At 68.9% G+C, this 21,979-nt stretch carries 19 protein-coding genes and 3 tRNA genes; 10 read left to right on the top strand and 12 right to left on the bottom strand.

Annotated features, from left to right (window positions below; all coding sequences use genetic code 11):
* Window positions 1-43: 43 nt before the first annotated feature.
* From FEI13_RS15935 to hemA, 10 genes are all read right to left on the bottom strand, one after another.
* A complete protein-coding gene (locus FEI13_RS15935; RefSeq protein ID WP_138182504.1) occupies window positions 44-1,108 on the bottom strand; it encodes an ABC transporter substrate-binding protein in 1,065 nt (354 codons plus the stop codon).
* Window positions 1,109-1,146: 38 nt separating this feature from the next.
* Entirely contained in the window at window positions 1,147-1,944 is a 798-nt protein-coding gene (locus tag FEI13_RS15930) for an ABC transporter permease (protein ID WP_138182503.1), read from the bottom strand.
* Window positions 1,941-2,864, bottom strand: coding sequence for an ABC transporter permease (locus tag FEI13_RS15925; RefSeq protein ID WP_138182502.1), 924 nt, complete (start codon window positions 2,862-2,864; stop codon window positions 1,941-1,943). Before FEI13_RS15925 ends, FEI13_RS15930 begins: the two co-directional genes overlap by 4 nt.
* Window positions 2,865-2,874: 10 nt before the next feature.
* A complete protein-coding gene (locus FEI13_RS15920; protein WP_138182501.1) occupies window positions 2,875-4,002 on the bottom strand; it encodes an ABC transporter ATP-binding protein in 1,128 nt (375 codons plus the stop codon).
* A 30-nt stretch (window positions 4,003-4,032) separates the two neighbouring features.
* On the bottom strand, window positions 4,033-5,325 hold the full coding sequence (locus FEI13_RS15915; RefSeq protein WP_138182500.1) for an NAD(P)/FAD-dependent oxidoreductase: 1,293 nt from the start codon (window positions 5,323-5,325) through the stop codon (window positions 4,033-4,035).
* 321 nt (window positions 5,326-5,646) lie between these two features.
* Window positions 5,647-6,396, bottom strand: coding sequence for a HesA/MoeB/ThiF family protein (locus FEI13_RS15910; RefSeq protein WP_138182499.1), 750 nt, complete (start codon window positions 6,394-6,396; stop codon window positions 5,647-5,649).
* 8 nt (window positions 6,397-6,404) lie between these two features.
* Entirely contained in the window at window positions 6,405-6,905 is a 501-nt protein-coding gene (locus FEI13_RS15905) for an Lrp/AsnC ligand binding domain-containing protein (protein WP_089845959.1), read from the bottom strand.
* A gap of 150 nt (window positions 6,906-7,055) precedes the next feature.
* Complete coding sequence (gene prmC / locus FEI13_RS15900) at window positions 7,056-7,922, bottom strand: peptide chain release factor N(5)-glutamine methyltransferase (protein WP_138182498.1); 867 nt, start codon at window positions 7,920-7,922, stop codon at window positions 7,056-7,058.
* Window positions 7,919-9,013 carry a peptide chain release factor 1 gene (prfA, locus tag FEI13_RS15895; protein ID WP_138182497.1) on the bottom strand — a complete coding sequence of 365 codons (1,095 nt, stop codon included), beginning with the start codon at window positions 9,011-9,013 and terminating at the stop codon, window positions 7,919-7,921. The genes prmC and prfA overlap by 4 nt, the downstream gene beginning before the upstream one ends.
* Before the next feature lie 9 nt (window positions 9,014-9,022).
* Window positions 9,023-10,291: a glutamyl-tRNA reductase gene (gene hemA, locus FEI13_RS15890; protein WP_138182496.1), complete on the bottom strand. Its 1,269-nt coding sequence runs from the start codon at window positions 10,289-10,291 to the stop codon at window positions 9,023-9,025.
* Between the two features lie 202 nt (window positions 10,292-10,493).
* Here hemA and FEI13_RS15885 point away from each other — a divergent pair, with 202 nt between their 5' ends.
* From FEI13_RS15885 to FEI13_RS15845, 9 genes are all read left to right on the top strand, one after another.
* The gene (locus FEI13_RS15885) at window positions 10,494-12,290 is read left to right on the top strand and encodes a tetratricopeptide repeat protein (RefSeq protein WP_138182495.1); all 1,797 of its coding nucleotides are present in this window, start codon (window positions 10,494-10,496) and stop codon (window positions 12,288-12,290) included.
* 97 nt (window positions 12,291-12,387) lie between these two features.
* Window positions 12,388-12,999, top strand: a complete 612-nt coding sequence (gene lolB, locus FEI13_RS15880) for a lipoprotein insertase outer membrane protein LolB (protein WP_138182526.1) — start codon at window positions 12,388-12,390, stop codon at window positions 12,997-12,999.
* 4 nt (window positions 13,000-13,003) lie between these two features.
* Complete coding sequence (gene ispE / locus FEI13_RS15875; protein WP_138182494.1) at window positions 13,004-13,963, top strand: 4-(cytidine 5'-diphospho)-2-C-methyl-D-erythritol kinase; 960 nt, start codon at window positions 13,004-13,006, stop codon at window positions 13,961-13,963.
* Window positions 13,954-14,028 (top strand) — tRNA-Gln (locus FEI13_RS15870). The genes ispE and FEI13_RS15870 overlap by 10 nt, the downstream gene beginning before the upstream one ends.
* A gap of 61 nt (window positions 14,029-14,089) precedes the next feature.
* Window positions 14,090-15,031, top strand: a complete 942-nt coding sequence (locus tag FEI13_RS15865) for a ribose-phosphate pyrophosphokinase (protein WP_166462145.1) — start codon at window positions 14,090-14,092, stop codon at window positions 15,029-15,031.
* A 138-nt stretch (window positions 15,032-15,169) separates the two neighbouring features.
* Window positions 15,170-15,826, top strand: coding sequence for a 50S ribosomal protein L25/general stress protein Ctc (locus FEI13_RS15860; protein ID WP_138182493.1), 657 nt, complete (start codon window positions 15,170-15,172; stop codon window positions 15,824-15,826).
* Window positions 15,827-15,940: 114 nt separating this feature from the next.
* Entirely contained in the window at window positions 15,941-16,531 is a 591-nt protein-coding gene (gene pth / locus FEI13_RS15855; RefSeq protein WP_138182492.1) for an aminoacyl-tRNA hydrolase, read from the top strand.
* Window positions 16,532-16,750: 219 nt separating this feature from the next.
* Window positions 16,751-17,842 carry a redox-regulated ATPase YchF gene (gene ychF / locus FEI13_RS15850; RefSeq protein WP_138182491.1) on the top strand — a complete coding sequence of 364 codons (1,092 nt, stop codon included), beginning with the start codon at window positions 16,751-16,753 and terminating at the stop codon, window positions 17,840-17,842.
* An 86-nt stretch (window positions 17,843-17,928) separates the two neighbouring features.
* Window positions 17,929-18,005: transfer RNA gene (locus FEI13_RS15845), tRNA-Met, on the top strand.
* Between the two features lie 113 nt (window positions 18,006-18,118).
* Here the strand turns inward: FEI13_RS15845 and FEI13_RS15840 are convergent.
* Window positions 18,119-19,417 (bottom strand): M18 family aminopeptidase, encoded by a 1,299-nt coding sequence (locus FEI13_RS15840; RefSeq protein WP_138182490.1) that lies wholly within the window; start codon window positions 19,415-19,417, stop codon window positions 18,119-18,121.
* A 143-nt stretch (window positions 19,418-19,560) separates the two neighbouring features.
* Here FEI13_RS15840 and FEI13_RS15835 point away from each other — a divergent pair, with 143 nt between their 5' ends.
* On the top strand, window positions 19,561-21,627 hold the full coding sequence (locus tag FEI13_RS15835; protein ID WP_138182489.1) for a carboxy terminal-processing peptidase: 2,067 nt from the start codon (window positions 19,561-19,563) through the stop codon (window positions 21,625-21,627).
* 276 nt (window positions 21,628-21,903) lie between these two features.
* Here FEI13_RS15835 and FEI13_RS15830 read toward each other — a convergent pair.
* A tRNA-Asn gene (locus FEI13_RS15830) sits at window positions 21,904-21,979 on the bottom strand.

Here is a 21,979-nt window from a genome sequence, read left to right as displayed (position 1 = left end):
CTCAGGATGGCGAGCCCCCGGCCCGATGCCGGGGACCCTTCGCTCAGCGCGACTGGACCTCGGACCACAGCTGCTGGAAGGTCTGCAGGGCATCGCCCTCGAGGCTCGGGGTGAAACGCAGTCGCTCCATGTCGGCCTCGCTCGGCTGGACGGGGGGCTTCGTCAGCACCTCGTCGAGATAGGGCGTGGCGGCGGCATTGGGGCTGGCGTAGTAGTTGTAGTTGGAGAGCTGGGCACCGACCTCGGCCTCGAGGATGAAGTCGATGAACTTGTGCGCCATGTCCGGGTTGGGCGCCTCGGCGGGGATGAGCATCGAGTCCACCCACATCTCGGCGCCCTCGTCGGGAATCATGAAGTCGAGGGTGGCGAAGGTGTCGGGGTCCTCCTCCTTGAAGAACAGATAGTCGCCGTTGTAGGAGAGCCCGACGTGGGTCACGCCGCGCGCCAGCTGCTGCAGGGCGGGGGTGCCGTCGGTGAAGCCGCTGAAGGTCTCCCGGCCCTTGGTCTCGATGAGCAGCCGCGCCGCCTCCTTCCAGGCGTTCATGTCGGTGCAGTCGTAGCCGTGGCCCAGGTAGGCGCAGGCGCCGCCCATGCTGACCTGGCCGTCGCCCATCAGCGCGAAGGGATGCTCGGGATTGACCTCGGGGTCGAACATCAGCGACCAGCTCTTGGGCGCGTCCGGGAAGGTCTCGGTGTTGTAGACGAGCCCGGTGGTCCCCCACTGGTAGGGGGCCGTGTACTCGGCGCCGGGGCCATAGGCCGGGTCCTGGAACTGCTCCATGACGTTGTCGAGGTTGTCGAGCTTCGAGGTATCGAGCTTCTGCACCAGGCCGGTCTGGATCAGCCGCGGCACGTAGTAGTTGGAGGGCACGATGATGTCGTACTGGGAGACCCCGCCGGCGTTGAGCTTGGCGAACATCTCGGGCAGCGAGTTGAAGTAGTTCTGCACCACCTCGACGTCGTAGCGCTCCTCGAAGGCTGCGATGATCTCGGGGTCCATGTACTCGGTCCAGTTGAACAGATAGAGCTTGTTCTCCTGGGCCTGGACGCTGCCGGCGAGCAGCAGGCCGCCCAGGGATAGGGCCAGGATGTTCTTGTTGTTGGTCATGTCGACTCTCCTCGTTTCCCGCGGGAAGGTGCGCCGGCTCAGGCGGGCCGGCGGCGGCTGAACAGCAGGCTCATGATGGCGGCGATGGCCACCGCACCGATCATCAGCGTGGCGATGGCGTTGATCTCGGGAGATACCCCCTTCTTGATGGCGCCCCAGATGTAGATCGGCAGGGTCGCGCTCTCGGGGCCGGCGGTGAAGAAACTGATCACGAAGTCATCCACCGACAGCGTAAAGGAGAGGAAGAACGCCGAGATCAACGCAGGCTTTATGGTCGGCAGCATGAAGTGGACGACCCGCTTCAACGGCGAGGCGTAGAGGTCCTTGGCGGCCTCGAAGAGCGTCGGGTCGAGGCCCACGAAGCGTGAGTAGACGATCAACGCCACGAACGGGATCTGGAAGGTCACGTGAGCGATGATCATCGTGCCGAGCCCGGGTTGCAGCAGCCCGGTGAGGCGATGGATCTGCACGAAGAAGGCCATCTCGGAGATGCCGAAGACGATGTCGGGCAGCACGATGGGCAAGTAGATCAGCACGATCAGCCAGCCGAGCTTGCGGTGACGATGGCGATACATGCCGTAGCCGATCAGACAGCCGATGCCGAGCGCCATCACCGAGGAGGTGATCGCCAGCACCAGGCTGTTGGCGAAGGCCGAGAGGATCTCTTCGTTGCCCATCAGCTGGTGATACCAGCGCAGCGAGACGCCGGTGAAGCTGGCGGCGCTGTTGGCGGCATTGAAGGAGAACAGCACCACCACCGCCAGCGGCAGGTAGAGAAACGCCAGGGTGAACCACCAGAAGGCGGTCAGGCCACGCTGCAAGGTTCGCTTTCTCATATTACCACCTCCTCGCCGCCACCCAGGCGCTTGCCGATGCGACGCATGGCGAACAGCCCGATGAAGGTGGCGATCAGCATCAGGATCGCGCCGGCCGCGCCGAGCGGCCAGTTGGCACCACCCGAGAACTGGGTGGCCACCAGGTTGCCAAGCATCATGCCCTTGCCCCCGCCCAGCAGCTCGGGGATCACGTACATGCCGAAGGCGGGAATCGCCACCAGCACGATGCCGGCCAGGAGCCCCGGCAGGGTCTGCGGGAAGACCGCATGCCAGAAGGCGCGCACCGGCGAGGCGAAGAGGTCCTGGGCGGCCTCCACCTGGGCGGTATCGAGTTTCTCGAAAGCGGCGTAGAGCGGCAGCACCATGAAGGGCAGGAAGTTGTAGACCAGGCCCAGGGTGACCGCGAAGCTCGACGGATAGAGCCCCATGTTGGGAGCGATCAGGCCCAGGCCCTCGGCCAGGCCGGAGAGCGGCGTGCCGGGGGCCAGCAGGTTCATCCAGCCGAAGGTGCGGATCACCTGATTGGTCCAGCTCGGCACCACCACCAGCAGCAGCATGATCGGCCGCCACTTCTCACGACAGGTGGTGATGTAGTAGGCGATCGGGTAGGCCACCAGCACCACGAGGCCCGTGGAGACGGCCGTCTGCCACAGCGAGCGCAGCAGGGTATAGAGGTTGCCGGGGCTCCAGCCCAGGAAACCGAAGCCCGCCAGGCGCTTGAACGACTCCAGCGACAGCGGCATCTCCGGCAGCCCGTAGGGGCCGTTGGTCATGAAGGCCACGCCCATCAGGTAGGCGCCGGGCAGCACCAGGAAGATCACGATCCAGACCGCCCCGGGGGCCACGGTAAACAGCAGGTGGCGCGCCTCGCGCACCATGGCGCGGCTGCGGGCGGACGGCATTACGCCGGTATAGGCCATGCTCGTCTCCTCACTCACTCAGGGTGATCAGGTCGTCCGGCGCCACCGTGATGGTGACCCGATCGCCCACCTCGGGCAGATGCCGACCGCGATTGTTGAGGGTCGCCTGCAGGGTGGTGTCGCCGACCTCCAGGCGATACTCGGCATGACTGCCGCGGTAGAGGCGCTCGACGACCACGGCCGGCAGGTGGTTGTCGCCCGCCACCTCGCCGGGCAGCAGGTCCAGGGTTTCGGGGCGGATCAGCAGCAGCTCGCCCTCCCCCGCCTCGGCGGTGGTGAGCTCCCCCAGCGCCGTGGCGAGCCGGCTGCCCTGCCGGCCGGTGACCGGGTAGAGATTGTCATGGCCCATGAAGCGCGCCACGAAGGCGTTGGCCGGATGCTCGTAGACCTCGCGGGGCGGCCCGACCTGCTGGATCACGCCGCCGTTGAGCACGGCGATGCGATCCGACATCACCATGGCCTCGTCCTGGTCGTGGGTGACGAAGACGAAGGTCATGCCGAGGCGCTTCTGGACCCGCAGCAGCTCCACCTGAAGCTGACTCCTGAGCCCCGCATCGAGCGCCGAGAGCGGCTCGTCGAGCAGCAGCACGTCGGGCTCGCAGACCAGGGCACGGGCCAGGGCGATGCGCTGGCGCTGGCCGCCGGAGAGTTGGTCCACCCGCCGGTCGACGAGGTCGCCGAGCTTGATGAAGTCGGCGATCTCATCGACCTTGGCATGGCGCGCCGCGGCGGCCATGCCGCGCATCTTCAGGCCGAAGGCCAGGTTGTCGCGAACCGAGAGGTGCGGGAAGAGCGCGTAGGACTGGAAGACGGTATTGACGCTGCGCCGATGGGGCGGCACCTCGGTGATGTCGCGGCCGCCGATGGCCAGGCGGCCATCGTCGGCCTCCTCGAGGCCGGCGAGGATGCGCAGCAGCGTGGTCTTGCCGCAGCCCGAGGGGCCGAGCAGCGTGAAGAACTCGCCAGCTTCGATGGTCAGGTCGACGCCGTCCAGCGCCACCGTGGCGCGCCCGAAGCGCTTGTGCAGGCCCTGCATCTCGATGGCCGACGCCTGGCGTGACGCTTCGCCCTCTGCCGCCGCTTCGGCCGTGCGGGGATGGGAGGAGGCGATGGCGTCCGCCGTGATGGTCTCGTTCATGGGGTGCCCTCTCGGTTCTCAATGGCCCGGTTACAGCCGGTCCCGCAGTTGATAGTAGTGGGTGGCCAGCACCAGCAGCGGCTTGCGCAGCAGGCGGCCCCCGGGAAAGCGGCGATGGGGCATGGCCGCGAAGGCGTCGAAGCGCTCGCGCTGCCCGGCGATGGCCTCGGCCAGCAGCTGGCCGGCGAGCCCAGCCAGCGCCATGCCGTGGCCGGAGTAGCCCTGGGCGTAGTAGACGTTGCGGCCCAGTCGGCCGAAGTCCGGCGCCCGGTCCAGGGTGATCGCCACGTCACCGCCCCAGCGATACTCGATGGGCACGCCCTCGAGCACCGGGAAGATGCGCGCGATCTTGTCATCCATGCGGGTCGTGAGGTTGCGCGGCTCCCGGCCGTCGTAGCTGACCTCGCCGCCGAAGATCAGGCGGCGATCGGCGGAGAGCCGGTAGTAGTCGAGCACGAAGTTGGCGTCCGAGAGGGCGTCGTTCTTCGGCAGCACCCGGGCCGCCTGAGCCTCGCTGAGCGGCGCGGTGGCGATCATGTAGTTGGCGGCGCGCATGATGCGCCCGGAGAGCTCCGGCACCAGGCCCGCCTGGTAGGCATTGGTGCCGAGCACCACACTGTCGGCGACCACCCGCCCCTGGGCGGTGACGACGGTGGCCGGCTCGCCGCGGCGAATCTCGACGGCGGCGCTGTGCTCATGGATGGCCACGCCGGCGAGGCGCGCCGCCCGGGCCAGTCCCAGGGTGTAGTTGAGCGGGTGGAGGTGGCCACCCTCGGCGTCGAAGAGGGCGGCCGGATAGGCATCGCTCACCACATGCTCGCGCAGGGCATCGCCCTCGAGGAGGCTGAGAGCCGAATAGTCATAGTCGCGAGTCATGCGCTCGCGGAAGGCCTCGAGCTCATGGACATGACGTGGCTTCACCGCGGCGTGCAGGTAGCCCCAGGCCAGCTCGCAGGGAATGTCGTGACGCTCGATCAGGGCGGCCGTCAGGCGCACCGCCTCGCGGCTCATCTCCCAGATCTCCCGGGCGCGCTCTCGGCCCAGGGCCTTCTCGACGGTGGCGATGTCGGTGCCCAGGCCCGGCAGGATCTGGCCGCCGCTGCGCCCGGAGGCACCATGTCCGATCGCCCCGGCCTCGAGCAGCACCACCGAGTAGCCGCGCTCGGCCAGGTGCAGGGCCGCCGAGCAGCCGGTGATGCCGCCGCCGATCACGCAGACATCCGCGCGTCGTTCGCCATGAAGCAGAGGGCAGTCGCCGAGCTCGACGGCGATGGAGGCGCGATACCAGGACGCCGGATGCTCCGGCCGGGGCGGGATCGTCATACGAGAACCTATCTGTTGTGCGCGGTGCGCTAATTATTGTTGGTGGAGGCGATCCATGGAGGGATCGCCCCGGCAGGCCCAGTGTGGCACCAGCACCACGATAGCTGTCAAGTATTTGACACCTTGAAAGCGAGGATATTTAACGCAAGACCAACGAGACGACTCGCAATAAAAATACAAAAAGCTGTTTTTTATAGAAAAATAGGCAGGATTCAGCGCGGGAGTCGCGGAGGAAAGGCGCGAGGCGACGCGCGCGTGACGTCAAGTAATCACCACCACTCGAACCATATCGCCCATGGCGAGGACCACGGGCGGTGGCGCTCAGCGCCCGGCGCAGACCGGGCAGGCGGGATCGCGCGGCACCCCGAAGTTGCGCCACTGGCCGGTGAGGCCGTCGAAGGTGGAGAGACCGCGATGGGGCGTACCGGCGCCGCTGACGAGCTTGAGCGCCTCCAGCGCCTGGAAGCTGCCGATCACCCCCACCAGCGGCGCGATCACGCCGTTCTCGGCGCAGCGCAGTTCCTCGTCGCCCTCCACGCCCGGCGGGTAGAGGCAGGCATAGCAGGGGGCGTCCGGGTCGCGCGGGTCGAAGACCGCGAGCTGGCCGGAGAAGCGGATCGCCGCCCCCGATACCAGCGGCACGCCGGCCGCCCGGCAGGCGGCGTTGATGGCGTAGCGGCTGGAGAAGCGGTCGGTGCAGTCGAGCACCACGTCCGCCTCGGCGGCCGCCCGGGCCAGGGCCTCGCCCTCCAGATGGTCGTCGATCGCCTGGACCACGCAGCCGGGATTGAGGGCGAGCGCCGCCTCGCGGGCCGACTCGGCCTTGTTGCGCCCGATGTCCGCGGTGGCATGGGCGATCTGGCGCTGCAGGTTGGAGAGTTCCACCGCATCGGCGTCGGCCAGGGTCAACCTCCCCAGGCCCGCGGCCACCAGGTAGAGGGCCACCGGCGAGCCTAGCCCGCCGGCGCCGATCACCAGGGCGTGACCGGCCAGTAGGCGCTCCTGGCCGTCGATATCGACCTGTTCGAGCATGATCTGCCGGCTGTAGCGCAGCAGGGATTGATCATCCATGGCGGGCCTCACTTTTCCTCGAACTCCTCGATGTCGGGCACATGGAGGCTGAAGCTCTCCTTGACCTCCTCCATCACCACGTAGCTCTTGGACTCCTTCACCCCGGGCAGTGTCAGCACCACGTCGCCGAGCAGCTGGCGGTAGGCGGACATCTCCGGAATCCGGCACTTGAGAATGTAGTCGAACTGCCCCGAGACCAGGTGGCACTCCTGGATCTGCGGCAGCTTGGCCACGGCGCGGCGAAACTCGTCGAACACCGCCGGCGACTGGGTCTCCAGGCTGATCTCGACGAACACCAGCAGGTTGGCCTTGAGCGCTCGCGGATCGAGCAGCGCCTTGTAGCCGCGAATGATACCGGCGCGCTCCAGGCGCTTGACGCGCTCCAGGCAGGGCGTGGTCGAGAGCCCGACCTGGGAGGCCAGGTCGACGTAGGAGATGCGGGCGTTGTCCTGCAGGCAGCGCAGGATCTTGAGGTCGATGCGGTCGAGCGAACGGGTCTTGGCTTTCATTGTCGTTGGCAGGCCGGTCTGGATGGGGCTTTCACGCCGTCGCGACAGTACGATCACCTGAAAAACACCCCACCTTGGGGGCCTCGGTGGGCTTCACGCATGCAAAGGCGACGAGACGTGGCGTTTTTTTCTGCTGAAAGATGTACCACATCACGGCCGTTTGCCTCCAGTCCCGTCATCAACTCGCCGCCCCTGGCTGACTCGCGGATGACCGCCCAGGTCGACGCGACTGTCGACCTCGACATAGCCCGCGGCTTCGAGCACTCCGCGCACCTTCTCGGCCTGCTCACGGCCGTGCTCGAGCATCAGCCAGCCGCCGGGAAGCAGGTAGCGTCCGGCCTCGCGCACCAGGTGGCAGAGGTCGGAAAGTCCGCCGTCGGCCGCCACCAGGGCGCTGTGCGGCTCGAAGCGCACGTCGCCCCAGGCCAGGTGCGGATCGTCCGCGGCGATGTAGGGCGGGTTGGAGACGATCAGGTCGAAGCGTTGACCGTCGACCAGGACGGCGAACCAGTCGCTCTCGCCAAAGGCGGCGTTGGCGATACCGTGCCGCGCGGCGTTGTGTCGCGCCAGGTCCACGGCCTCGGGGCGGATGTCGACCCCGAGCACCGACCAGCCGGGCCGCTCGCTGGCGAAGGCCAGGGCGATGGCGCCGGTGCCAGTGCCGAGATCCAGCAGGCGCCCCTCGGTCCGCGCGGCACGGGCCAGGGCCGCCTCCACCAGGCACTCGGTGTCCGGCCGGGGGATCAGCGTATGCGGCGAGGTGGCAAGCGCCAGGCCCCAGAACTCCCGCTCGCCGGTCAGGTAGGCGATCGGCTGGCCCTGGGCGCGGGCCGCCACCAGCGCCTCGAAGCGCGCGCGCTCGACGGTCGGCGCCTCGCGGTCGCCCCAGGTATAGAGCCAGGTGCGATCCACCCCCAGCGCGTGGCAGAGCAGCACCTCGGCGTCGAGGCGCGCGCTCGGCGACCCAGCGGCGGCGAGCCGGGCGGCGGCCCGCGCCAGCAGGTGATCGAGGATCATCCGGCGTCCTGCTGCAGGGCCGCCAGCTGCTCGGCCTGGTACTCGTGGATCAGCGGCTCGACCACGTCGTCGAGCTGCCCGCCGCTGACCACCTCGTTGAGCTTGTAGAGCGTCAGGTTGATGCGGTGGTCGGTGACCCGGCCCTGGGGGAAGTTGTAGGTGCGGATACGTTCGCTGCGATCGCCGGAGCCGACCAGGGAGCGCCGCGCGTCGGCCTGCTGCTGGCGCTGGCTGGCCACGGCCGACTGCTTCAGCCGGGCGGCCAGCAGCGACATCGCCTTGGCCCGGTTCTTGTGCTGGCTGCGCTCCTCCTGGCACTCCACCACCACGCCGCTGGGCAGGTGGGTGATGCGGATGGCGGAGTCGGTGGTGTTGACGTGCTGGCCGCCGGCGCCGCTGGAGCGGAAGGTATCCACCCGCAGGTCGCCGGGGTCGATGTCGATGTCGCCGACCTCGTCGGCCTCCGGCATCACCGCCACGGTGCAGGCCGAGGTATGGATACGGCCCTGGGACTCGGTGGCCGGCACGCGCTGCACCCGGTGGGCGCCGGACTCGAACTTGAGGCGCGCATAGACGCCCTCGCCCTTGACCCGGGAGATGATCTCCTTGTAGCCGCCCTGCTCACCGTGGCTGGCGCTGACCACCTCGACCTTCCAGCCGTGCTGCTCGGCGTAGCGGGCGTACATGCGGAAGAGATCGCCGGCGAACAGCGCCGCCTCGTCGCCGCCGGTGCCGGCACGAATCTCGAGGAAGACGTTGCGGCGATCGTCGGGGTCCTTGGGCACCAGCAGCTGCTTGAGCCGCACCTCGAGGGCCTCGAGCCGCTCGCGCCCCTCGTCACGCTCGAGCTCGGCCAGCTCGCGCATCTCGGCGTCGGCGTCGCCGAGCAGCTGCTCGGCGGAGGCGATATCGGCCTCGACGCCGAGGTACTCGCCCCAGGCCTCGACCAGGGGTTCGAGCTCGGCGTATTCCCGCGAGTAGTCGCGAAAGCGGGTCTGGTCGCTGATCACCTCGGGCTCGGCCAGCAGGGCGGCAAGCTCCTCGAAGCGCTCGATGAAGGCATCGAGGCGCTGGCGCAGGGTGGCTTTCATCGGCGCATCCTATCGGGAGTGGTCGGTGGATTCATCCAGCAGCAGGGTCGTGGCGGCCTGGAGCAGGTCGTGCTGCTCCTCGGAGGCTGCGTCGCGCATCGCCACGGTGGGGCGGTGCAGCAGGCGGTTGGTGAGCTGGTGGGCCAGCCGGCGGATCACCGCCTCGGGGTCCTCGCCGCGGGCCAGGCGCGCCAGCGCCTGCTGCTCGGAGAGCTCGCGCAGGGTCTGGCCGCGGGCGCGCACGTCGCGAATCAGCTCGCCGCCGCTGCGGATGCGGCGCTCGTGCTGCCAGGTGCCCACGCCGTGCTCGATCAGCGACTCGGCCTGGTCGGCCGCCACTTGGCGATGGCGGCGATTCTCCTCGATGACCTCCTGCAGGTCGTCGACGGTATAGAGGAAGACGTCGCTGAGCTCCCCCACCTCCGGCTCGATGTCCCGGGGCACGGCGATGTCGACCATGAAGACCGGGCGGTGACGACGCTGCTTGAGCGCCCGCTCGACCATGCCCTTGCCGAGGATCGGCAGCGGCGCGGCGGTGGAGGAGATCACGATGTCGGCCTCGACCAGGGCGTCGGGGATCGCATCGAGGGTGATCCCCTGGCCACCCAGCGGTCCGGAGACCAGCTCGGCCCGCTCGCGGGTACGGTTGGCCACGGTGAGCTGGCGCACGCCGGCCTCATGGAGGTGGCGCGCCACCAGCTCGATGGTCTCGCCGGCGCCGATCAGCAGCGCCCGGGAGCGGCTGAAGTCGCCGAAGATACGGCTGGCCAGGTTCACGGCCGCGTAGGCCACCGACACCGGGTTGCGGCCGATGCCGGTCTCGGTGCGCACCTGCTTGGCCACGGCGAAGGCGTTCTGGAACAGGCACTCGAGCTCGCCGCCCAGGCTGCGCGCCTGACGGGCCGACTGGTAAGCGTCCTTGAGCTGACCCAGGATCTGCGGCTCGCCGAGCACCATGGAGTCCAGCCCCACGGCCACGCGCATCAGGTGGCGCGCCGCCTCGTTCTCGCGGTAGTGATAGGCGCAGCGGGTGAGATCCTCTACTTTGAGGCCGTGGAAGCGTCCCAGCCAGTCGAGGATCTCGCCTTCGCCCCCGGAACCGGTGGCACAATAGAGCTCGGTGCGGTTGCAGGTGGACAGTACCGCCGCCTCGCGCACCTCCGGCAGGGCACGCAGTTCGGCCAGCGCCGACTCCAGCTGAGCGGGCGAGAAGGCGACCTGCTCGCGCACCTCGACGGTGGCGGTCCGGTGGTTGATTCCCAGGGCAAGAAGCGTCATGCGTTCGGCATCTTCGCGAGTCGTGGTTCCGGCAAGGGCGACATGGTGATATCCGGCGGCGCGGACCGCCCATCCTCGAAGCGCCGCATTCTAGCACAGGCCTGCCGCCGGAGGCGCCCCGACATGCCGTGACGGGGATCACGCTTTGCCCGGGCGGGTCGAGCCGTTATGCTGGCGGCTCGGCCTTCAGCACGAGACGCGCATGCCCCGCGGACCCCTCCTCCGACTCTGTCGCCACGCCCCCCTGGCCCCCCTGACGCTGGCCCTGCTGCTTGCCGGCTGCCAGGGGCTGCCGGGGGCCTCGTCGGCCGCCGCCCCCATGCGCGACCCGCTGACCGGGGCGCCCCCGATCACCCGCGGCCTGGACGCCGCGGGTCTCGCCGGCCTGCTGCAGGCGGAGCTTGCCGGCCAACGCAGCGACTACACCCGCGCCGCCCGGGGCTTCCTCGAGGCCGCCGAGCGTTACGACTCCGTCGCCCTCGCCGAGCGCGCCACCCTGGCCGCCCGCTTCAGCGAGGATCCCGCGCTGCTCGAGGAGGCGGCGCAACGCTGGCAGGGCCTGGCGCCGGGCAGCGACGCCCCCTCGCGGCTACTGGCGAGCCTCGCCCTCCAGCGCGGCGACTGGGCCGCCGCCCTGGGGCACCGCCTGGATGCGATCGAGCAAGCCGTGGCCGAACAGGACGCCGGCGAGCAGGGCGCGAGCAACGCGCTGCTCGGGCTCGTGGAGGGCGCCCTCGAGGCCGGGGCCGAGCCGGCCCCGCTGCTCGACCGTCTGCGGTCACACCTGGCGCGCGCCTCGGCGCCGGCCGCGAAGCGCGTCGACGCCGAGCTCGCCACCGCCCTGCTGGAGGCGGCCGCGGGGCGGCCGGCGGCGGCCGATCGACGCCTGACACGGCTCGCCCGGGAGGCCTCCGAACGGCCCGAGCTGTGGAGCCTGCGGGCGCGCCTCGCGCTCGAGGCCGACGCCTACACCGCGGCGCGCGAGCACGCCCACCGGGGCCTTGCGGTGTCACCCGGCGATCCCCGGCTGATGCTGCTGCTGGCCCGGGCCGAGCTCGCCCTCGGTAGCGTCGAGGCCGCCGAGGACGCCATCGAGGCGCTCCTCGCCGAACACGGCGACGATCCCTCGCTGCGCCTGGGCCTGGCACGACTGTTTCTCGACCGCGAGCACCTGGCACCGGCGCGCCGCCTGCTGCTGCCGCTGGTCGGCGACGATGAGGTGCCGCCGATGGCCTTACTGCTGCTCGGCGCCATCGCCGAGGAGCGCGGCGAGATCGGCAACGCCCTCCTCTATTACCGTCAGGTGCCGGAGGGCGAGCAGTTCCTGCCGGCGAGAGTGAACGCGGCCACGATGCTGATGGAGGCCGATCGACGCCTCGATGCGCGGAGCTTCCTGCGCCTGGAGCGCCTGCGACACGAGGCCTACCAGAGTGAACTGGCCGCCGTGGAGGTCGAGCTGCTCGACGAGGCGGGCCTCGAGGACCAGGCCGACGCCCTGCTCGACAGCGAACTCGCGCAGCGTCCCGACGATGAGCGGCTGCGCTACCAGCGCGCCATGCGCGCCTTCGCCGATGGCGACCTGGCCGCCATGGAGGCCGACCTGCGCCATATCATCGACCATGACCCGGACAACGCCACCGCCCTCAACGCGCTGGGCTATACCCTCGCCGATGCCGATATCGAGGGCCGCTTGGGCGAGGCGCGGGCGCTGATCGAGCGCGCCTATGAACTCGCGCCGGACAACCCGGCCATCCTCGACAGCCTGGGCTGGGTGCACTATCGCCAAGGCGAGCCCGCCCGCGCCCTGCCCTGGCTCAGGCGCGCCTGGACGGCGATGCAGGACCAGGAGATCGCCGCCCACCTGATCGAGGTGCTCTGGGCGCTGGGCGAGAAGGCCCAGGCCCGTGTCCTGCTGGAGGAGGCCCGCGAGCGCTTCGAGACGCGCCCGCTGATCGATGACCTGCTGCGGCGCCGGCCCGAACTGGACGCCGCGCCCTGAGGAACGGCTTCCCATGGCAGAGCGCCCGACCACCATCGTCGAACGCTCCACCATGCGGCTTCCCACTTCCACGTCATTTCCCATCACGGAACGCCCCATGACGCACCTCACGCGACTGCTGATCCCCCTGCTGATGCTCGCCCTGCTGGCCGGCTGTGCCACCCGCCCCGCGCCGCCCGAAGGCGAGCGCGCCGCCGGGCAGTGGGCGGCGCAGCGAGAGCGCATCAAAGAGCTCGACACCTGGCTACTGGCCGGCAAGGTCGGCCTGCGCACCCCGGAGGACTCCACCAGCGCCAACCTGGACTGGAGCCAACACCCCCACTACTACCGCCTGCTGATCAGCGGCCCCTTCGGCAGCGGCCGCAGCACCCTGGAAGGACGCGAGGGGCGCTTCTCGCTGACCACCGCCGAGGGGCGCTTCGAGGCCGAGACGCCAGAGGCGCTGATGACCCAGCAGCTGGGCTGGTCGCTGCCGGTCAGCGCGCTCTCCGACTGGGTGCGCGGCCTGCCCTCCCCGCAGAGCGCCCATCGGCTGGAGCGTGACGCCCTGGGCTTTCCGCAACGGCTCGAGCAGGACGGCTGGGAGATCGTCTACCGTGACTGGACACGCGTCGACGGTCTGTGGCTGCCGCGGCGGATGGTGATGACCTACGACACGCTGCGCGCGACCCTGGTGGTCACCGACTGGCGCCCCACCCTCGATGAGTGACGCCATGCCCCGCACCTCGCCCCTCTCTGCGCCCTGTTGTGCGCCCCAGGCCGAGCCGCTGGTGCTGCCCGCGCCGGCCAAGCTGAATCGCCTGCTGCACATCACCGGCCGTCGGCCGGACGGCTACCACGAGCTGCAGACACTGTTCCAGTTCCTCGACGCCGGCGATACCCTCACCCTGCGCCGCCGCACGGACGGCGAGCTGCATCTTTCTCCGAGTCTCGACGGAGTCGCTTCCGAGGACAATCTGATCCTTCGCGCCGCGCGCCTGCTGCAGGCCGAGACCGGTCGTCGCCTGGGCGCCGACATCCACCTCGACAAGCGACTGCCCATGGGCGGAGGGCTCGGCGGCGGCAGCTCGGATGCCGCCACCGCCCTGCTCGGCCTCGACGCCCTCTGGGGGCTTGGCCTCGAGCTCACCGAGCTGGCCCGCCTGGGTCTCGCCCTCGGCGCCGACGTCCCGGTGTTCGTGCACGGCCACGCCGCTTGGGCCGAGGGCATCGGTGAACGCCTGACGCCGGTGACCCTCGACACCCCCTGGTTTCTGGTCATCCACCCCGGCGTGACGGTCTCCACCCCGGCCGTGTTCGGGGCGCCCGAATTGACACGCCATACCCCCCCGATTACCATGGCGCGCGCACTGCAGGGGGGAGCGGCGAGCTGGCGCAATGACTGCCAGGACACCGTCCGGAGACACTATCCCGAGGTGGCGCGTGCACTCGACTGGCTGGCCCACCGGGCACCGGCCATGCTGACCGGCACCGGCGCCTGCGTCTTTGCCCGTCTCGAGACCGAGTCACAGGCAGATCGTCTCCTGGCCGAGGTTCCCGAGGGCTGGCACGCCATCAAGGCGCGCGGCCTGAACCGCTCACCTCTTCATGCTGCGCTGGGTCGATGCCCCTCGCCGCCCCCGGGCGTCGAGACATGTCCGACATGCCGGCGCGGAGCTGATCCTGGGGCATAGCCAAGCGGTAAGGCAGCGGTTTTTGGTATCGCCATGCGCAGGTTCGAATCCTGCTGCCCCAGCCATTCCGACCGGACCCCGTCGACCCCAACCCCTGAAGACCCAACACAGCAAAGGTGGCTGCGCGTGTCAAAATTGATGGTTTTCGCCGGGAATGCCAATCCCGATCTCGCCCGTAAAGTCGCCGAGAGCCTGGATACCCGCATGGGCAACGCCACGGTGGGACAGTTCAGCGACGGCGAAGTCGCGGTCGAGATCAACGAGAACGTGCGCGGCAAGGATGTCTTCGTCCTGCAGCCCACCTGTGCACCGACCAACGACAACCTGATGGAACTGATCCTGATGGTAGATGCGCTGCGCCGCGCCTCCGCCACCCGGATCACCGCCGTGGTTCCTTACTTCGGCTACGCCCGTCAGGACCGCCGCGTGCGCTCCGCTCGCGTACCGATCTCCGCCAAGATCGTCGCCGACATGATGGTCAAGGCCGGCGTCGACCGGGTCATGACCATGGACCTGCACGCCGATCAGATCCAGGGTTTCTTCGACGTGCCGGTGGACAACGTCTACGGCTCGCCGATCCTGCTCGACGACATCGAACGCCAGAACTACGATGATCTCGTCGTCGTCTCGCCCGACGTCGGCGGCGTGGTCCGCGCTCGCGCCATCGCCAAGCAGCTCAATGCCGACCTGGCGATCATCGACAAGCGCCGCCCCTCGGCCAACCAGGCCCAGGTGATGCACATCATCGGCGAGATCGAGAACCGCACCTGCGTGGTGGTGGACGACATGATCGATACCGCCGGCACCCTGTGCAAGGCCGGCGAGGCCCTCAAGGAGCGCGGCGCCCGTCGCGTGGTGGCCTACGCCACCCACCCGATCCTGTCCGGCCCCGCCGTCGACAACATCTCAGGCTCGGTGCTCGACGAGGTGGTGGTGACCGACACCATCCCCCTCGGCGAGGCCGCGCGTCGCAGCGGCAACATCCGCCAGCTCAGCGTGGCCGGGCTGATCGCCGAGGCGATCCGCCGGGTCAGCAACGAAGAATCCGTCAGCGCCATGTTCCACTGAGACCGTGTCGCCGAGCAGTGCTCGGCGGACGGCCCGGCGGAACGAGGCGTCGGAGCAGCGCCCCACGGGGCTCCCGGAAACGCCGCGGTCTGGTCGCGGGCCACGGCGCTTTCCTTACCTTCAGAAAGAGGCAATTTCATGTCCGATTACACACTCAATGCCAGCGTTCGCAACGACCTGGGGAAAGGTGCGAGCCGCCGCCTGCGTCGTGCCAACGCCCAGGTGCCGGCCATCATCTATGGTGGTGAGCAGGCGCCGCAGCCGATCGCCGTCGACAAGACCAGCTTCTACAAGGCGCTGGAAGATGAGGCGTTCTTCTCCTCCATCATCAACCTGCAGGTGGACGGCAAGGCCCAGCAGGTCGTGGTGCGTGACCTGCAGCGCCACCCCTTCAAGCCGCTGGTGACGCATGCCGACTTCCTGCGCGTCGATGCGACCCACGAGCTGACCCTGAACGTGCCGCTGCACGTGATCGGTGAAGACGCCTGCGCGGCGATCAAGGACAAGGACGGCGAACTGCACCAGCTCGCCTCCGAGGTCGAGATCAGCTGCCTGCCGAAGGACCTGCCGGAGTACCTGGAAGTCGACATCAGCGCGGTCGAGCTGGGCTCCACCCTGCACCTGTCCGACCTCACGGTGCCGGCCGGCGTGACCCTGGTCGCCCTGACCCACGGCGAGGACCATGACAACGCGGTCCTGAGCATCACCAAGGCCAAGGTCCGTGGTGGCGCAGAGGAAGAAGGCGAAGAAGAGACCGGTGGCGAAGCAGCCGCGGGCGAAGGCGACACCGAGTAATCGGTCGTGGCCGGCGGGCATGTCGGATCCTCGACTTGCCCGCCTCGTCGTCAGGAATCAAGCGCCCCGGCGCTTGATTTTTTTTGCCATCACGCCGCACGCGAGGAGACCGGCATGAGCCAGTTGAAAGCGATCATCGGTCTGGGCAACCCCGGCGCCGACTACGAGGCCACCCGCCACAACGCCGGCGCCTGGCTGGTGCACGCCGTGGCGAGAGCGGCGGGCGCCGAGCTGCGCCCCGAGCGCAAGTTCCTGGGCCGACATGCGCGGGTCCGGCTCGACGGCCGGGAGCTGCACCTGCTCGAGCCCACCACCTTCATGAACCGCAGCGGCGGGTCCGTGGCGGCGCTCTGCCAGTTCTTCAAGCTCACCCCCGATGAGCTGCTGGTCGCTCACGACGAGCTCGACATGCCGCCGGGCACGGCGCGCTACAAGACCGGCGGTGGCCACGGCGGTCACAACGGCCTGCGCGACATCATCCGCGCCCTGGGCAACGACAAGTCCTTCCACCGCCTGCGCATCGGCATCGGCCACCCCGGCGAGGCTCGCCAGGTGACGAACTACGTGCTGGGGCGCCCCGGCAAGGCGGAGCGTGGCGCCATCGACGCCGCCATCGACGAGTGCCTGACCACCCTGCCCCAGGCCGTCGACGGCGACTGGGCGAAGGCCATGAATCGGCTGCACCGTTTTACAGCGCCGAGCTGAAAGCGCCGAGCTACAAGGGGGCCGACGACGGGCAGTCATGCCCGGAACGACACTGCCCGGGGCCGAATCCGACCCGCATCGTCGAAGACCCGTCGTTTGGCGGCTTGGCCGCTCGGCCGCTCGGCCGCTCGGCCGCTCGGCGCTTGTAGCTTGGCGCTCCGCGCTTCCGTAGAATACTCGCCACTTTCCAATCGCGAACACGCTTTCCAGGACACTCCCATGGGTTTCAACTGCGGTATCGTCGGCCTGCCCAACGTCGGCAAGTCCACCCTCTTCAATGCCCTGACCAAGTCGGGCATCGACGCCGAGAACTTCCCGTTCTGCACCATCGAGCCCAACGTCGGCATCGTGCCGATGCCGGACCCGCGCCTCGACAAGCTGGCCGAGATCGTCAAGCCTCAGAAGGTGCTGCCCACCACCATGGAGTTCGTCGACATCGCGGGCCTGGTGGCCGGTGCCTCCAAGGGCGAGGGCCTGGGCAACAAGTTCCTCGCCAACATCCGCGAGACCGAGGCCATCGCCCACGTGGTGCGCTGCTTCGACAACGACAACGTCATCCACGTGGCCAACCAGGTCGATCCCGAGGCGGACATCGAGATCATCAACATGGAGCTGGCGCTGGCCGACCTCGACACCGTCGAGCGCGCCATCCAACGCCTGGTCCGCGTGGCCAAGGGCGGTGACAAGGAGGCCATCGCCACCAAGGCGATCCTCGAGCGCATCCAGCCCCACCTGGCCGAGGGCCAGCCGCTGAGAAGCTTCGGTCTCGACGATGACGACAAGCAGCAGCTCAAGGGCTTCGGCTTCCTGACGCTCAAGCCCACCATGTACATCGCCAACGTCAATGACGACGGCTTCGAGGACAACCCCTACCTCGACAAGGTGTGCGAGATCGCCGCCGCCGAGGACGCCGTGGTGGTGCCGGTCTGCAACCAGATCGAAGCCGAGATCGCCGAGCTCGAGGACGAGGAGCGCGCCATGTTCCTCGACGAGCTGGGCATGGAAGAACCGGGGCTCGATCGGGTGATCCGCGCCGGCTATGGGCTGCTGGGCCTGCAGACCTACTTCACCGCCGGGGTGAAGGAGGTCCGCGCCTGGACGGTGAAGGTGGGCGCCACCGCCCCGGAGGCGGCCGGCGTGATCCACACCGACTTCCAGAAGGGCTTCATCCGCGCCGAGGTCATTGCCTACGACGACTTCGTCGCCCTGGGCGGTGAGCAGGGCGCCAAGGACGCCGGCAAGTGGCGCCTGGAGGGCAAGGAGTACATCGTCAAGGATGGCGACGTCATCCACTTCCGCTTCAACGTCTGAGCCGCCCAAACGCCTTAAGGGCGCTCATGGGGCCGCCGAGGCTTGACGAGGGCGAGGCAGGAGCGTAGACTTCGCCCCCGTTGTTCGGCTACGTAGCTCAGCTGGTTAGAGCACATCACTCATAATGATGGGGTCCCCTGTTCGAATCAGGGCGTAGCCACCAGACAGACACCGAAAAGCCCGCCTGGCTCACCAGGCGGGCTTTTTCGTTGGATGCGCTGCGACACCGACGCCGTCATTGTCGGCAAGACCGCGCTGAAGCGGCCCCGCCAGCCTTCAGGGCAACTCGGCGCGATTGACGAAGGCGGTCAGCGCCCGCACCAGGTACGCCACGTCCCGGGCGCCGGCGGTCTCGCGGATCGAGTGCATGGCCCACTGGGGCGCCCCCACGTCGAGGGTCGGCACCCCGAGCTCGGTGGCGGTGATCGGGCCGATGGTGCTGCCGCACCCCATGTCGGCCCGGGTCACGAAGGTCTGCACCGGCACGTCGACCTCGCGGCACAGGTCCCGGAACAGCGCGGCGGTCGCGCTGTTGGTGGCGTAGCGCTGGCTGGCGTTGACCTTGATCACCGGGCCGCCGTTGAGCGCCGGGCCATGGGCGGCGTCGTGCTTGTCCTGGAAGTTGGGATGCAGGGCGTGGGCGTTGTCGCAGGAGATCAGTCGCGAGGCCTGAATCAGGCGGATGAAGCCCTCCTCCCCCGCCTCGCCGAGCTGGGCGTTGACCCGGCGCAGCACGTCACCGAGGAAGGGCCCCTGGGCGCCGCAGGCGCTGGCGCTGCCGACCTCCTCGTGATCATTGGCCACCAGCACCGCGCCCTGGCGGCCATCGCTTTCAAGCAACGCCTCCAAGCCGGCGAAGCAGGAGAACAGGTTGTCGAGCCGGGCGCTCGCCACCAGCTCGCCCTCGATGCCGACCCGCGCCGGTGCCTGCATGTCGCGAAACGCCAGCTCGAAGTCGAGCACCTCGAACTCGGCCAGGCCGTGCTGCTCCTCGAGCCACTGCGCGAGCAGCCGCTCGAGGTCGGGCCGGCCGCCATCCTGCAGCAACACCGGAGCCATCTCGGTCTGGGCATTGACGACCCGGCCGCTGTTGGCCTCGCGATCCAGGTGGATGGCAAGGCTCGGGATGATCGCCACCGCGCGCTCGACGTCGAGTAGTACGCCCTCGATGCGGCCGTCGCCATGGCGCACATGGACCCGCCCGGCGAGCCCCAGGTCGCGGTCGAACCAGGGGGCCAGCAGCGCCCCGCCGTAGACCTCGACGCCCAGCTGCAGCCAGCCCGCCGCACACTGGGCGGCGTTGGGCTTGAGGCGCAGGCCGGGGCTGTCGGTATGGGCGCCGATCAGGCGCAGGGCCGCGAGCCGCTCGTGAGGCAGCTGCAGGGCGATGATCGAGGAGTCGTTGCGGGTCACGTAGACCCGCTCGCCGGGCGACAGCTGCCAGGTGGCGGTCTCATTGAGGCGCCGGAAGCCGGCGGCCTCGAGACGCGCGGCCATGTTGGCCGTGGCGTGCCAGGGCGTGGGGGATCGATGCAGGAAGTCGAGCAGACGCTCGAGGCGGGCATCTTCGGACATGGAATTCCTCTATCGCGGGGCGTTTCGGGGGTCTTGACGACACGGCCAAGCTGCTACAATGGCGCGTCTGTCCATGCAACTCGACGGCCGGGTCGGGGTCTGGATGAAGAGTGAGTGTACACGAATCGGGGAGTGCTTCATCGATGAGCCTGTTAGTCACCCTTGGGCGAGCCGCGGTGCTGGGCTTGCTGCTGGCCACGCCGCCGGCCCTGGCCAGCTTCGAGCCGAGCGATGATCAGCGCCAGGCGGCCACGGAAGTGGCCGAGTCGCTGCGCTACGGCCACTACGCCGACGTGAGCCTCGACGACGCCTGGTCGCGGCGGGCCTTCGAGCGCCTGCTGGACGTCCTCGATGGCCAGCGTGCCTACCTGCTCGACCGTGACGTGGCCGCCTTCAGCGACCTTCGAACCGGCATGGACGAGGCGCTGCTCGACGCCGAGCTGGCCCGCCCCTTTGACCTCTACCAGCGCTACCACGAGCGCGCCGAACAGCGCCTCGAGTGGCTGCTGGCGAGGCTCGACGAGGGCCTCGACTTCGGCTTCGACAGCGACCAGCGCCTGGAGCTGGAGCGCGAGGACAGCCCTTGGGCCACCAGTGAGACGGCCCTGGACGAGCTGTGGATGAAGCGCCTCAACAACGCCGCCCTCAGCCTGACGATCAGCGACCAGGAACCCGAGCAGGTAACGAGCACCCTGCGCCAGCGCTACGAGGGACAGCTCTCGCGCCTGCGCCAGACCAATGCGGCCGACGTCTTCGGACTCTTCATGGCCGCGGTGACCGGCAGCGTCGACCCGCACAGCGAGTACCTGTCGCCACGACAGGGCGAGTCCTTCGACATCCAGATGCGCCTCTCGCTGGAGGGCATCGGCGCCCTGCTGCAGGCCGACGGCGAGTTCATCAAGGTCTCGAGCCTGGTGGCCGGCGGCCCGGCCGAGCGCGACGGCGCCCTCCAGCCCGCCGACCGCATCATCGGCGTGGGCCAGGAAGACGGCGAGATCGTCAACGTGGTCGGCATGCGCCTCGACGACGTGGTCGACCTGATCCGCGGCCCCAAGGGCTCGGTGGTGCGCCTCGACGTGGTGCCCGCCCAGGCCGTCGACATGACCCGCTCCACGGTGATCGACATCACCCGCGACACCGTGGACCTCGAGGATCAGGCCGCCCAGGGCGAAGTGATCGAGGTCGAGCGCCAGGATGGCACGCATCGTCTCGGCGTGATCGAGGTGCCGACCTTCTACGTCGACTTCGATGCCTGGCAGGCCGGCGAGGAAGACTTCCGCAGCACCACCCGCGACGTGGCCCGTGAGGTCGAGCGCCTCCAGGCCGAGGGTGTCGAGGGGATCGTGCTCGACCTGCGTAACAACGGCGGCGGCGCCCTGCAGGAGGCCAATTCGCTGATCGGTCTCTTCATCGATCGCGGCCCCACCGTGCAGGTCCGCGACGCCCGCGGACGCATCAGCCTCTACGGCGATACCGAGAGCGGCGCCCTCTACGATGGCCCCCTGGCCGTGCTGGTCAACCGCCTCTCGGCCTCGGCCTCGGAGATCTTCGCCGGCGCCATTCAGGACTATGGCCGCGGCCTGGTGGTCGGCACCGACACCTTCGGCAAGGGCACGGTACAGACCCTCAACGAGCTCAGCCACGGCGAGATCAAGCTGACCCGCGCCAAGTTCTACCGCATCTCCGGCGAGAGCACCCAGCACCGCGGCGTAGAACCGGACATCGACTTCCCGAGCCTGATCGACCCCGAGCTGATCGGCGAGAGCAGCCTCGACAACGCCCTGCCCTGGGACACGGTGCGCGAGGTGCAGTACCGCACCTACGGCGAGCCCCGTCGGCACCTGGAGACGCTGCGCGCCCGCCACCTCGAGCGCGCCGAGCAGCAGCCGAACTTCCACTACCTCGAGCGGCGCTCCGAGCTCGCCCGCCAGCTTCGCGCGCAGCACACCAGCGTCAGCCTCAACCGTGAACAGCGACAGCGTGAGGTCGAGGCACAGGAAGCGGAGCAGCTGGCCCTGGAGAACGAGCGGCGCCGCGCCCTGGGCCTGGAACCGCTGGAGGACTGGACCGACGCCCGCGACGAGGACGAGACCGCGAGCGACGAGACCGACGAGCAGCCGATCGACCGCGCCCAGATCCTCGAAACTGCCCAGATCCTGCTGGACTATCGCCAGCTGGAGGACGGCTGGCACTACGCGGAACTTAACTGAGAGCCCAACTGAGGCGCGGACTCACCCGCTCGCCCATGACGACGACGCCGGACCCCAGGGTCCGGCGTCTTGACGTCCAGGGCTGCCCCGCGATCGCGACGGCGCCAGACCCATGCCGAAAGGGGCAGGCTCAGGGCAACCCCGGCATGAACCGGGCAGCGCAGACGCGGGGCACCACGACACGAGCAGCCACGATCGAAGGACGCGGGGACAGCGAAAAAACGATAGGAAAGCAGAGAGACGTCTAGGAGCAGGCGATGCAGGGCCAGACGGCATTGGCTCCCCGAACAGGACTCGAACCTGTGACCCAATGATTAACAGTCATTTGCTCTACCAACTGAGCTATCGGGGA

The sequence above is a fragment of the Halomonas urmiana genome, from assembly GCF_005780185.1.
GTDB classification, from domain to species: Bacteria; Pseudomonadota; Gammaproteobacteria; order Pseudomonadales; family Halomonadaceae; genus Halomonas; species Halomonas urmiana.
The sequence above is the reverse complement of the archived record's forward strand: the minus strand, read 5'-3'. Positions and strand labels throughout refer to the sequence as shown.